Here is a 12,469-nt window from a genome sequence, read left to right as displayed (position 1 = left end):
TTTCGGACTTGACTATGCGTTCGAAAAACTTCTACTACTAATTCGTTTTATAATTCTCATAAAAAAATCGGAGCACTATATGCAAGAGTTGCCGAAAGTCTGCGTTATTGGCGCTGGCTCTAGTGGAATCACTGTTTGTAAATCACTTCAGGACAAAGGAATCCCTTACGACTGCTACGAAAAAGGAAGCGATGTAGGAGGTAACTGGAGATATAAAAACGACAACGGTCTGAGTAATATTTATAAATCACTACATATCAATACTCATAGAGATAGAATGGAATACAGAGATTATCCTATGCCGGATTGGTATGCGGATTATCCGAATCATGAACCTATACAAAAATATTTCGTGGATTATGTGGAGCACTTCGGACTTCGTAAAAATATAAAATTCAAAAATGGTGTCGCAAAAATAGAACCTCAAGACGACGGAACTTATTTAGTTACTAGCGAAAAGGGAGAGAAAATATTTTACGATGCTGTCATTGTAGCAAACGGCCATCATTGGTCTCCGCGTTGGCCTGAGCCTGGCTTCCCTGGTAAATTTAACGGAAAAATAATACATTCTCACGACTATGTGGATCCTGAACATCCCCTTCAATTGGTCGGTAAAAAAGTAATCGTATTAGGTATGGGAAACAGCGCCATGGATATTTCTGTGGAGTTAAGTCGTCCCGGAGTTGCAAAAAAAGTTTTCTTAAGTTCTAGGAGAGGTGCTTGGGTGATCCCGAATTATCTTTTCGGAAAACCATTAGACAAACAAACAGAGTTACTTCCTCCTGGAACACCTTTCTGGTTAAAACAATTTCTCTTCGGAACTATGTTAAAGATCGGAGTAGGAAAGATGGAAGACTTTGGCCTTCCTAAGCCGGATCATAAACCTGGAGAAGCTCACCCAACCATTTCCCAAGATATTTTAGTACGCCTTGGAAGAGGAGATATCAAATACAAACCTGTAATCCAAGAATACAACGGGAACAAAGTAAAGTTTGCCGATGGCTCCGAAGAAGAAATTGATGCGATCATTTATTGCACCGGATATAACGTTAAGTTTCCATTCTTCAAACCTGAATTTATCTCCGCGCCCGAGAATCATCTTCCTCTATTTCATAGGACTTTCAAACCGGATCTAAATAATCTATTTTTTGTGGGATTATACCAGCCTTTAGGAGCCATCATGCCTCTTGCGGAATTCCAAGGAAAATGGCTGGCAGAATATCTGACTGGAAATTATAGCCTGCCTACAGTTGCAGAAATGCGAAAGCAGATCCAAGATTACGAAAAAAGAATGAAGAAAAGATACGTAACTTCTGCCAGACACACGATGCAAGTGGATTACGAGGACTTTTTATACTATATGCAGAAGGAACTAAAAGCAGGTAAAAAGAGAGCCTCTAAAAGTCTGCAAACATTACCTGTTCCATCCAAAGCAAAATACAAACAATCCGGGAAACAAAGCTCTTCTAATGTAAAATCGGAACCAAGGAAAAAAAGTGCTCTGGCAAAAGTTTGAAGCTCTAGCGGCCAGAACCTTACTTTCTCTTCCAGATTCAGTACTTAGGGTATTTGGAAGGGATATCAAAAGAGGAAGAACCTTAGATCCGAAGGTTCGAACTGCGCTACTTTTAGCCAAAATAAAACCGAAACCGGAGAACCTTCCCCCTCCCAAAGCGAGGGAACTTTTCAAAAATATAATGAGTTTTTTTGATTTAGAGAAGGAAGAACTCGCCAGAGTCGAAAACTTTTCTATTCCAGGAACAGGGTCTAGGATCAAGATAAGATTATATTCTTCTAATATAACCAAAGATTTAGAACCTTGTTTACTATATTTTCATGGAGGAGGATTCGTAATCGGTGATTTGGAGTCCCACGACCCACCTCTGAGGTACTTAGCAAAAACTTCGGGTCATGCAATACTCGCAGTCGATTATAGATTAGGCCCTGAACATATTTACCCTTCTTCTTGGGAAGATGCTTACTCAGCTTATAAATGGGTTAAAGAGAATGGAAAGGCACTCGGAATTGATCCGAAAAAGATAGCAGTAGGCGGTGATTCTGCGGGAGGAAATTTGGCAGTCTCTATTTCCACTCGGGCCAAAAAAGAAAAACTTAATCTTCCACAATTTCAAATGCTCATCTATCCTTGGATCGATCTAACCCAAGAAAGAAAGAGTGTAGAAGAATTCGCTAATGGATATGCTCTTACTATAGATCTACTTCGTTATTTCAAATATCATAGTGTGCCAAATTCAAAAGATTGGAAGGATCCAAGAGTCACACCTTTTCAACAAACGAATTTTTCACATACGCCTAAAACTTATATGTTGATCGCGGGATTTGATCCTCTACAGGACGAGGGATTAGCATATGCCGACCTTCTTCGGAAAGCAAAAGTAAAACTGGAAATCAAAACATACGAAACTTTGATTCATGGTTTTTTTAATTTAGGAAGAAGTGTTCCCGAAGCAAAAAATGCCTTAAACCAAATCGCACAATGGATCAAGATGGGATTTTCAGGAAAATAGAATTATTTTTTTATAAAGTATTTTATAGATCTAATATTTAGAAAGCTTTGTATACTAAATTATGTTGAACTGATTCTACAAAGTTAGACTTTGAAGAAGCCGCCTTTAAAAGATTTAAACCGGGGTCAGACTTATACGTAACCTTGTACGTATCTTCCATAATGGTTTCTATATTCAGAATTGTAGAATTTGGAACTAACTCCTTGATCTTCTCCGAACTAGTTCCAGAAACCAACTTGAAAATATATTCGTTAGGAACAATCCGACCGGGCTTCACATATTTACCTTTTTCAGAAGGGGGATTCTTAGGAAATCCCTGAGAAAATATAGAGAAAACACTCAGCGATATAAAAACGAAAACCCAAATCGTTTTCAAAAAGGATTTAAGGAACATCTACACTTAGATCCGTAGGTGCTTCTAAATTCCGGATCGCTCCATTTCCATTTGCAGCCTTTCCATACTTAGTATTGTTTTGCAGAGAACTGGTAGCAGTACCGCCTGCAATAATTGCTTTAATCGTATCCGAATAAGTAAACTTAGGATTAAAAGATCTCAATAACGCGGCTATGCCGGCCACATGGGGAGTAGCCATAGAAGTTCCATTGATCGTATTGTATTGAGCTGTATCATTAATATCTAAAGTAATCAGATTAAAAAGAGTAAGAGCTACCCCAGCTTTATTTATAGTGGAATCGGAAACGAATTCAAAGCCGAAATAACAAGTGGAAGAGCCGGCACAATTAGTCGCCGGCACTTCGAAGTTTGAAAGTATCGATCCATTACGTTCTCCGGAAAGACTTCCTACTTTATTAAAAGAACTGAATATAACCGAAGGAGTAGAAGAATTGGAAGCGTATAAATTGAGCCCATCATAACCGGCCTCGGTATCTAGATATAAATTCATTCTCGCAGTAACAGCTTCTGCACCTGAAAAAATTGGGATCGGAGCATAAAGCACAGAATACGTATTGGACGAGTATCCAAAACTTGAGGTACCTGCAAGTGCAGTGCTACAACTAATGGATAAGTAAAGAACGGAAGGAGGACAATTCGCCAAACCCCAGGAAGTTCCCGATATATTTATAGTTTGCCAGCTAGCAAAAGCTAAAGAAGAAGTCGCTTCCGCTCCTGCCCAAGTACTGCGAATATTTGTGCCAGGAGCACCTATATCCACTCTCTTTTTAGAAGTATCATAATTAGAAAAACTTGCTAACTGGAACTTCTGGTCCAAAGCAGCCACGCACAAAATATTTGCTTCATCATATTCGCATGGATAAGAATTGTCTGATTTTAAATCGTTACTTTCATTTCCGGCGGCAACCACGAATAACGCATCGTACTTACTACCTGCATTTGCCATCGCAGAACGCATCGCGGAATCGTAATCCGGACCACCCAGGCTTAAATTTAAAACCTTCGCACCGTTCCGAACAGCGAAATTAATCCCTTTAATGATGGTGGCGGTATCACCTGAACCCGATTGGTCCAGAACTCGAACTGCCATAATTTTTGCAGTCCAACAAACTCCAGCAACTCCGATACCGTTATTTCCTTTTGCTCCAATCGTACCTGCCACGTGAGTCCCGTGACCATTCAAGTCCATCGGATTAGAATCGTTGTCTGCATAATCCCAGCCATTAGAACATGCGCCTAAAGAAACTCCCTTATCTGAAACACAAGAAGCTGAGCTCCACATATTTGCATTTAGATCGACGTGATTATAATTCACTCCAGAATCTACGACTGCTACAATTGTGTTCGAACAATCTGTGCTCACATCCCAAGCACTTTCCATTCTCATGTCACTATTGCTTGTTCCAGGATTATTTGTGAGGTAAGTAAAAGTTATAACGCTCTGCCCTGTATTGTTCATTCCCCATAACTGATTATAAATTGGATCGTTTGGAGCAAGGCTTGCATGATAAATATAATTCGGCTGAACGTATTCTACGTCAGGATGAGTTGCATATTCAGCGACTGCCTCTTCTACAGTCTGGCCTTCTCTTAATTCTACTTGAGAAATCCCTGTCTCACCTAGATCGTTCAATAATTTTCCGTTAAAAGAACTAACTGCGTAAGATTTAACTGAATCACCTGCGTTGTCTTTGAACTTAACTAGAATCTCTGAAGATTTGAATTTTATTTTAGAATCTCTTTTATAATACTTTTTATTATCAGTATTCCCCACTGGATCCAAAAGTTTAGACAAGGTAGGGACTACTTTTGTCTCCTTCTCGGCAAATAGATAACCTATAGACAAAATTGAAAAAATGAGAGTGAATAGAATGAATTTATTTTTCATAAGATTTCTTTAATATCCTGGAGAACTTACTTTTGCTTGGATCGCTTTAGAGAATGCCGATCCAGTAGTCGGGTTAAATTGAGAAAAAGATTTTACCCGAATATACCAGGTCCCGGCAGAACTTACGGTAATTGTTTTATAATTCGGAGTATAAGGATCTCCTGCGTATACAATATCTGCATCGCAGGTTACTCCGGCTCCTTCTGCGCTAAAATCGGAGTCTTTTTTATAACATACCCTGTAAGCACCCGAAGCCATATGAACCGCATGCTCTTTAGAATGTGCCCAAGTTACGATAATATCCCTTCTTCCACCCGCTCCTGAAACGCCCAGAACAGAACTAGAAGCATTCCCACCGTTTCCGTTACTCGTTGTTAAAGTAATCGTAGCAGACTTGGAGCCCAAACTAGTCGGGCTAAATTTAATCAAAAATGTAGCAGAAGCATTCGGAGCAAGGCTTGTAACAGAAGGCTGAACCACCGTAAATTCTCCTGGATCAGTTCCGCTTAAAGACACAGGAGTACCGGATAGATCTAAATTAGAACTTCCTAAATTACGAATCGTAATTGTTCTACTAGCGGATACGGCTCCAGGAAAAACGCTTCCGAAGGAATAAGAAAATCCGGTGCCGCTTGTAATATCTCTCGTGATATTATTATTATCAGAATACGTTACTGAAATCCCAGGAACATTTCCAGAAGTTCCTACTCCGGAAAGACCAAGAGCATAACTCGAAATATTAGGATCATTGCTATCGATGGAGATCGAAGCGGAAAATGTAGTAACAGAAAGTGGACTGAAAGATATCGTAAATACGTAAGTTTTCTTAGGTGAGATCGTAACGGCTGAACCATTCTCACCGAATGAGCCAGCATCAGTTCCACTTAAGGAAATATTAGAAATTACTAAATCTTGATCTCCGTTATTTTTAACAGTAATCGTTTTTGAAGAAGTCTCACCGGATGAAGCATAAAAATTTGTTTGGGCATTCGGGATAAAATTAAAACCACTTTCCGAAACCTGGATTGCGGGAGCAGGTGCTTCCGTTCCGGTCCCTTTCAAATATAAAATATAAGTACCAATATTCGGGTCATCCGAATTGATGATCAAGTACGCAGATTTTACGCCTGCAGAACTAGGTTGAAAACTGATCTGAAAAGAGCTAGAATCCCCATCCGCTAAACTGGTGCTCGAAGGTTGGGAATCGATCACATATTGAGAAGAATGTATTCCACTTTTAGAGACCGCGTCCGGATTACCCGTCAGAGTAACGGTAAAGCTCCCATTATTTTCAATCTTCAAAGTATTAGAAGATGAAGAAGTAACTAAAACTGAACCTAAGGAAAGTGTAGAACCGGAGGAATATCTTTTACCTTCCGAATCGGATACATGTAAACCTTTGATACCCGAGGCAGAAGGTAAAATCGGAAGTAATGATGTCCCTCCCCCTCCTCCACAATTCAACTGGGGAAGGAATCCCGCCAAAACACATAAGATAAAAATAAAACGATAATAACCTGAGCCCAATCTCGAATCCTTATTATGTTGAAATTCCTAGAAAGGGAATCCAATATAAGTTATGATATTATAAACAAATAGAGACAATAATTTCTCTAATCTATTGCCGAATGTGTAGGAAGGTATGTCCAGAAAAATACGATCTTGAAATCAGGAAGAATTGGCAGAATAACTCTAAAAAACGTTGAAAAAATGGAACTTATAAGTGGAAACTCATCCGAGCCTTTTGAGTCCTTTAATTCCAAATTATTTTGAAATCAGATTGTGATAATTTGGAAAGAAAAAATTTCGATATTTTGCTTTAGATCGCCTTACATGAATAAAATACTTGGACCTCGGATTCTGCGAATGCCGATAGGTAGTAAGAGCCCAAAAACCTCGTCCAATAGAGATTTATGACCCTCAGAAAATATTCCGTCTTTCTATATATTTCGGTTTTATTCTTCCATCTCCCCGCTTTTGCGCTCGGAACCTATTCGGAAGGCTGGACGGTCGCAAAATTAATCCAATTCGAGAGCCGAGGAATCGTTTACGAATCTTACGAAGGTGTGATCGAAGTTCTTACCTACGATCCGGCAGAAGAATGTGACGAGGTAAGGGACGAATGTTATAGGCCAATGCGCAAAAAAGCTAATATCAGCGTGCGCCCTGAAAATGCAGATGTAGTGAATTTTCTGATGAAAAATCTGAATCAAACGATAGTCATCCAGTTCAGAATCCATAGGATACAGCCTATTGCTCTTTCCAGTAGTATAGAACTAATCGGCGCACAATATCAAGAAAATATAATACCTCATAGCACACCAATTAAAGATCCCAGTGGGCGAATTACTGTTTGGGTCCAGGCCCATGATACTTCTCAGCCGATCGATAAGATGGTAACTCGAAAGACTGGAGGAAAAAGAAACTTCTCTGTGATGGGAAGAATCCTGAGTTTAGAATATAAAGGAACAATTGTAGGGACCTACGAAGGCCTTTATATGGACGAGTCTAAAGGAAGAATACATCCATTCTCCATAACTTCCGAGGAAATGGCGGAATACGCTTGGAAAGCGATGAAGTATACCGGTAAATATTATCTGGGGGTCTCTGTTGCTTTTGTAACTGGTGTCAGAGAGTCACATTACGATCTATTCGAGATTAACTTTAAGGAACCGGCTGGCTCTCAGGAAAAGCCTAAAAACTAAAATTGCTTAAGTAAGATTTAGAATCCGAAGTGAATTGTTTACAAACCAGATAACCTTCGTTTCCGTTACCGGTTAAAACAAGTACCTCTATATTGCCTGAAAAATTCCCCGACAAATCTTCTCTAATATAAACTTTTGCATCTGCAAGTTCAATCGGAGCTTCCAATCCAAAATGAAAAATATCCCAAGCTAATTCTTCCTTCCAAAAACTTTCGTCGACCTGATTCCCTTTTTTCCAACCTTGTTTTAGAAAAAGTTCAGGAGAAACTTTCAAATTGAAATGAGCATATACATTGTGATCAGAAGGTTCGGCAAAAATTCTCAAATCACGAGTATCCGCCAATTTATGGATCTCCACATAATAGGCGGCATCTTTTACCATTCCTAAGGAAGGATCTTGGATCTCGTACAAATCGCCCTCACAATTCGAGCTCACTACAAAAGATAGCACGAACAGTAGGATATAAACGAAATGTCTGAACGAGAATCTCATATTCTATTATACGATAATAATTAACATCGAGAGACATGGTTTTTTTCAAAATTTCGGAGAAAATCGATTTGGAAATAAGTTTCTAAGATTTTTAGGCAAGAGTATACCAATCGGTATATACACTTGTATACCCTGGGGATAACTTTCTTCTATCGAAAAAAATCTTGGATTGGCATCAACATCGAATTTTTGGGAACCTTTTTTGATTGGAACTTTTCGATAAATATCCGAAATATTCCTCTGTGTAAACAATCGCCGATTATTGTAGCCGACCTATGAAAATTCCTAAACACTTTGTATTCGTATTATTCATTTTCTTTTTCTTTATCCAAAAATGCTCTATTGTTATTTTAAGAAATTCTCAAAAATTAGATAGAGAAGGTATCATTTCGGAAAACAAACCAGATCTTTCTCAGTTAGGAATTATTATTATTTATGAAACTGACAATTCGTTAAATATAAATGAAAGTATACTTACGGTTAAAGAAAATATCGAAAAAAGGATACATCCTAATTCTGGAATAAAGCTTATCGGTTTTCATCAGATTGACGGATATTCAAAACTTGAAGGCCAATTGAAGAACGTTTTAGTATTACGCGTTTCTCATTTTGCACATAGACGACATTGGTCTCTTTATTCTTCTATTTTTACCTTGTTCTTGCTACCAGGCCTCGAATCTCAAGATTTTCGCTTAAAAGCAAACTTATACGATAGAAATGGGGAAGAAATCGCATTACCTGAAATAGAAAAAGAAACTGTGTACAGACAAATTTGGCAAGGTTGGCTTTTTCTACCTTTCTTTTGGACATCCGAAAAAGAATCTATGGTTGCTACCAATATAATGAAAGTAGTTCGTGAGCTTAGAGAAGCATCACCTCAAATAGTAAAACTCCAAGGACCCGTCCAATCAGATTATAAAATCGTAAAGGTTAAAAATTTAGATTTTGGGACAAAGACAATTCAGGCAAGGATTACCTCTTTGCAAAGGGTTGATTCTTTTAGAATGCAACTCACAGGTGGAGGCGGTCCACCAAGAATAAGAATCATATATCCAGAAAACCCGGAAGAAAATTTTATAAAAGTAACGGCAAACTTCGAAAACCCTTCCGATGCAAATGCAAAGGTGAGCCCAATACTATTTTCTTTATCGCCGAAATATAAACAAGTTCATGGAACAGAAATGTTTTCCGGCGAAGATGATTCCTCCGGGTTACTTATGAATATGGCATCTCATATAGAATTTATATCATTCGATCCGAAACAACTTTTTCTTTTCAAAAAGCCATACGAAACTTTTGACCTAAGACCTAACGAGAGTATGGGGAGGGTATTTTATTTTCGCTATCCTAAGTCAAAGGAGCCGACTTTTTATACTTATGATGGGATGCCGTTGGTTACGGATAAGTGAGCTGAAGTTTTAGTATTTGGCCTTCAGCATACATAATAAAACTATTATTTACTAATGCTCCGTTGGGATTCAAAAGAAAAATAAATTATATCTAAATTACTTTATATTTTATATGTAAAATTAGCAAAACTTATAAAACGAGAAAATTTTCCTTTATTTATTAATCTACCGTCTCGCACTTCAAAAGATTCTGAATTATTATATAAAATAATGGGATATATGTTCACGAAGCCGATTATTTTCTCAGGAAAATTTTTATCGAATTGCAACAGCTGTTCCTTTTTATTTTTACCTTTTTTATCTGAACTTTGAAGTTTGTTATCTCCGTAAAGAATGAAGATTGTATCACCAATTGCATCTATATCCCTTATAAAGACAGATAAGCCTTTATCTTTGCGAGAGAGTACTATCGTATTTTCAAAATCGCTAACCCGATCTATATATTGGATCCAATACTTACCGGAACTGTATTTGACCTTGTATATTTCCTCCATTCTTGCAATGGCTTTTTTAACTTGCGCCTTACCAGATTTTATATTTAAAATCAAAACTTCGGAAAGAAAGCCATTCTCACCTTCAATGCCACATACAACTAATATCTCATCCTGTGGGCCGCTAGCTACTATCGATAATTTTAAGCCAGCTTTACATTCAAACAAATCTATAATATCGATCAATTTTCCGTTAACTATATTAAAGCTTCTCAGCTTATTGCCGGATATTATGAACTGTCCGTCCACAAGCGAATCAGAAAAAGGAAGAGAGCCTACTTCAGTAAGTTTTGATGAAGAATCACATAATAATACCTTCTTTTCCGAGGCCGATACAACCTCTTCTAGTAAAGTATATTTAGAGCTTGCGGAGCTATACATTGTCTTAACGCCGCTGCCACAGTAAATTTCATTGTTATTTTTAGGAAAAACCTCTTTAGAAAGGGTAAAGAGAATTATTAAAAATAATATGATTCTATGGAAATTGAAATAGATACTATTCATAGAGATCACTGTAAGGTGATTGGTTAATCCTTATATTACGAAGATTTTTATACAATCGATACGCAGCTGTTACGTCCCAATTGTCATTGATAACATTGGATGTGTAATAACCGTTAACTGTTTTCACCATAAAGTTATTAATGTAAGACATTTTATTTCCTGGTATGGCTCCAAATAAATTCAATCCAGTATTTGCCAAACGATTTGCCGTTAATACAGTATGGAAATTCTTTATAGCACGTAATTCGGCATCAATGGCTCTTCCTTGGCCTCGATCGCAAGCCGCCCCCACACAATCAGGATTATTATACACCTCGTTGATATAGACTTTCATACCTTTTTCAAAACTTTCGAAATCATAGTTTTGAACAGCCGTAGACAGTTTATTTATATACTCGACGCGATTACCAGCTGCATCAGCAAGTGACTGATGATATTGAGCAGTCATTTTGCTGTTGCGAATATCAGCCATAATTGACCTTGCTTCAGCTTCTGTCCTGGCATATTGCAATTGATTTGTTAATCTATTAACTTCGGCAAGAGCCTTATTTCTAGAATCAAGCCTTGCGTCTCGCTCAATTACTCCGTCTGCCTTCAATTGCTCGGTCATATCTGTATAAAGAGTTTGGGCCATGCTTGCGCTTGTCATTGCTTCGCCCAATGTTATTCCAGCCATACCCGCTGAGGCTAAATTATCTAAAACACCTAACGCGGTTCCCAATTTGCCTAATTTATTTTTTAAGATTAGTTTATCAGCAGCATCAATTACTCCTTGGCCAATGGAACCATCAGATATCATGGTCATAATTTTGTCTTTGTCTGAGCCGGCTAATGTAACGTTTTCTATAATTGAGATAATGCGCTGGTAACGTTCACTTCCTTCTTTTTGATAATTATGAACTAGTACTCCGGCTTTCGAAACAAAGTAAGTGTGGTTTTCTTCTACCTCGAAGTTATAAACGGTATCATTCCGAATAATTTCCACTACTGAAGCAATGGTTGCGGTTTTACCTTCGGCTGTAACCGACAAGTCGCCCTGCATTAAATCTTTAGCATTCACCCATAGGCCTTGTTGTAAATAGAATGGGTGATTCCAAGTAGTTTCTATCGAAGTACCGTCTGTATAAGTAATTTTCAGAATGGTAGTAGTCGGGTTTACGAAAGTTTCAGTTACAGTCCTATATTCGTTCTGGCTAGTTTCTTCATCCCAAGAAAGAACAATATCACCCACCTGAATGGTCTCGATCGGTCTTTGCCCATCTTTGGTCCAAACTAAAGTTCCAGCGACAAAACAGCTTCTAAAGACTACCTCGCCTTTATCATTTATATAAGCAAAATCACCGAAGGCATTTCCTGCGATTTGGTTTAAATAGATCTTAGCTTGGTCACCAATTTGACTAATAAAACCATCGTCAGCAGAACCATGCTGATCTTTCCCTTGTGTATCTACCGCTGCAACAGCTGGAGAATTTTTAATCGCATCTTTAAGGCCTTTGTTCCCGTTCACATAAGCTTCGTTGTGAACTGCACCCATCATTTCATTCAAGGAAGCGAGAGCCGATTGTCGTAAATTCGGATCTGCATCCGGATTGCGAACTGTATCAGAAAGATTCTGAATCACTTCAGGAAGATTTTCCGGTTTTACACCGTAACTATCCGCAATTGCCTTTAAACTATCGCTATTCGCAATCAAATTAGGATCTTTTAATACATCTCCATAGGTTCCAGCAACCTTCATTTGAGCTTCTTTCTTGGCTTTATCAGCCAGATTTTGAGCCGTCATAATGGTATAATCATTACCGAAGTTCGTATTTGCAGTAACCGGTCCCCAAGAGTTACTATTAGAATCGAAAGAAATTCCCAAAGCTTGGTTTCCTAAAATATCAGCACCTAGGTCGACTGTTCCATCTGCATTGATGGTTAAAGAGCCGCCGAGTCCAAGTTTATTAGCAGCCCCTCCCCCACAGTTGTTCTCTCCCATATCACAACCGAATCCCATGAAGATGGAAGGTTTCTGATCGGTGTCTGTGCTTAGG

10 protein-coding genes are annotated in these 12,469 nt (G+C 38.3%); 4 read left to right on the top strand and 6 right to left on the bottom strand.

The annotated features are described in order from the left end of the window. The first annotated feature begins 79 nt into the window (after positions 1 to 79). Both CH365_RS02505 and CH365_RS02500 read left to right on the top strand, forming a co-directional pair. Positions 80 to 1,516: a flavin-containing monooxygenase gene (locus tag CH365_RS02505; protein WP_100767042.1), complete on the top strand. Its 1,437-nt coding sequence runs from the start codon at positions 80 to 82 to the stop codon at positions 1,514 to 1,516. Next, positions 1,497 to 2,528 (top strand): alpha/beta hydrolase, encoded by a 1,032-nt coding sequence (locus CH365_RS02500; protein ID WP_100767041.1) that lies wholly within the window; start codon positions 1,497 to 1,499, stop codon positions 2,526 to 2,528. The genes CH365_RS02505 and CH365_RS02500 overlap by 20 nt, the downstream gene beginning before the upstream one ends. Before the next feature lie 37 nt (positions 2,529 to 2,565). Here CH365_RS02500 and CH365_RS02495 read toward each other — a convergent pair whose 3' ends face one another. Genes CH365_RS02495 through CH365_RS02485 form a run of 3 tightly spaced genes read right to left on the bottom strand, consistent with a single transcriptional unit; the run spans position 2,566 to position 6,358 of the window. Next, complete coding sequence (locus tag CH365_RS02495; protein ID WP_100767040.1) at positions 2,566 to 2,922, bottom strand: hypothetical protein; 357 nt, start codon at positions 2,920 to 2,922, stop codon at positions 2,566 to 2,568. Continuing rightward, positions 2,912 to 4,831 (bottom strand): S8 family serine peptidase, encoded by a 1,920-nt coding sequence (locus CH365_RS02490; protein WP_100767039.1) that lies wholly within the window; start codon positions 4,829 to 4,831, stop codon positions 2,912 to 2,914. The genes CH365_RS02495 and CH365_RS02490 overlap by 11 nt, the downstream gene beginning before the upstream one ends. A 9-nt stretch (positions 4,832 to 4,840) precedes the next feature. Beyond that, positions 4,841 to 6,358, bottom strand: a complete 1,518-nt coding sequence (locus tag CH365_RS02485) for a choice-of-anchor D domain-containing protein (RefSeq protein WP_100767038.1) — start codon at positions 6,356 to 6,358, stop codon at positions 4,841 to 4,843. Positions 6,359 to 6,744: 386 nt separating this feature from the next. On the opposite strand from CH365_RS02485, the gene lsa26 reads away from it, so the two are divergent. Further along, positions 6,745 to 7,536 carry a surface adhesion protein Lsa26 gene (gene lsa26, locus CH365_RS02480; protein ID WP_100767037.1) on the top strand — a complete coding sequence of 264 codons (792 nt, stop codon included), beginning with the start codon at positions 6,745 to 6,747 and terminating at the stop codon, positions 7,534 to 7,536. On the opposite strand, the gene CH365_RS02475 is transcribed toward lsa26, so the two are convergent. Next, positions 7,526 to 8,029: a hypothetical protein gene (locus tag CH365_RS02475; RefSeq protein ID WP_100767036.1), complete on the bottom strand. Its 504-nt coding sequence runs from the start codon at positions 8,027 to 8,029 to the stop codon at positions 7,526 to 7,528. The two genes, lsa26 and CH365_RS02475, sit on opposite strands and share 11 nt — an antisense overlap. Before the next feature lie 275 nt (positions 8,030 to 8,304). On the opposite strand from CH365_RS02475, the gene CH365_RS02465 reads away from it, so the two are divergent. Continuing rightward, positions 8,305 to 9,438: a hypothetical protein gene (locus CH365_RS02465; RefSeq protein WP_100767034.1), complete on the top strand. Its 1,134-nt coding sequence runs from the start codon at positions 8,305 to 8,307 to the stop codon at positions 9,436 to 9,438. 101 nt (positions 9,439 to 9,539) lie between these two features. Here the strand turns inward: CH365_RS02465 and CH365_RS02460 are convergent, their stop codons facing one another. Together CH365_RS02460 and CH365_RS20085 are read right to left on the bottom strand one after the other, a co-directional pair. Then, a complete protein-coding gene (locus tag CH365_RS02460) occupies positions 9,540 to 10,433 on the bottom strand; it encodes a hypothetical protein (RefSeq protein ID WP_100767033.1) in 894 nt (297 codons plus the stop codon). Continuing rightward, positions 10,426 to 12,469, bottom strand: a 2,044-nt coding sequence (locus CH365_RS20085; protein ID WP_244282962.1) for a polymorphic toxin-type HINT domain-containing protein, incomplete at its 5' end; no start/stop codon positions are given. The genes CH365_RS20085 and CH365_RS02460, both read right to left, overlap by 8 nt.

The sequence above is a fragment of the Leptospira neocaledonica genome, from assembly GCF_002812205.1.
Taxonomy (GTDB): Bacteria; Spirochaetota; Leptospiria; order Leptospirales; family Leptospiraceae; genus Leptospira_B; species Leptospira_B neocaledonica.
Note: the sequence above shows the minus strand (reverse complement) of the source record. Positions and strands in the feature narration are given on the sequence as shown.

Coding starts and splice junctions, on each gene's coding strand:
- CH365_RS02490 (WP_100767039.1), bottom strand. CDS start 4,831: ATGAAAAATAAATTCATTCTATTCACTCTCATTTTTTCAATTTTGTCT.
- lsa26 (WP_100767037.1), top strand. CDS start 6,745: ATGACCCTCAGAAAATATTCCGTCTTTCTATATATTTCGGTTTTATTC.
- CH365_RS02505 (WP_100767042.1), top strand. CDS start 80: ATGCAAGAGTTGCCGAAAGTCTGCGTTATTGGCGCTGGCTCTAGTGGA.
- CH365_RS02495 (WP_100767040.1), bottom strand. CDS start 2,922: ATGTTCCTTAAATCCTTTTTGAAAACGATTTGGGTTTTCGTTTTTATA.
- CH365_RS02465 (WP_100767034.1), top strand. CDS start 8,305: ATGAAAATTCCTAAACACTTTGTATTCGTATTATTCATTTTCTTTTTC.
- CH365_RS02460 (WP_100767033.1), bottom strand. CDS start 10,433: ATGAATAGTATCTATTTCAATTTCCATAGAATCATATTATTTTTAATA.
- CH365_RS02475 (WP_100767036.1), bottom strand. CDS start 8,029: ATGAGATTCTCGTTCAGACATTTCGTTTATATCCTACTGTTCGTGCTA.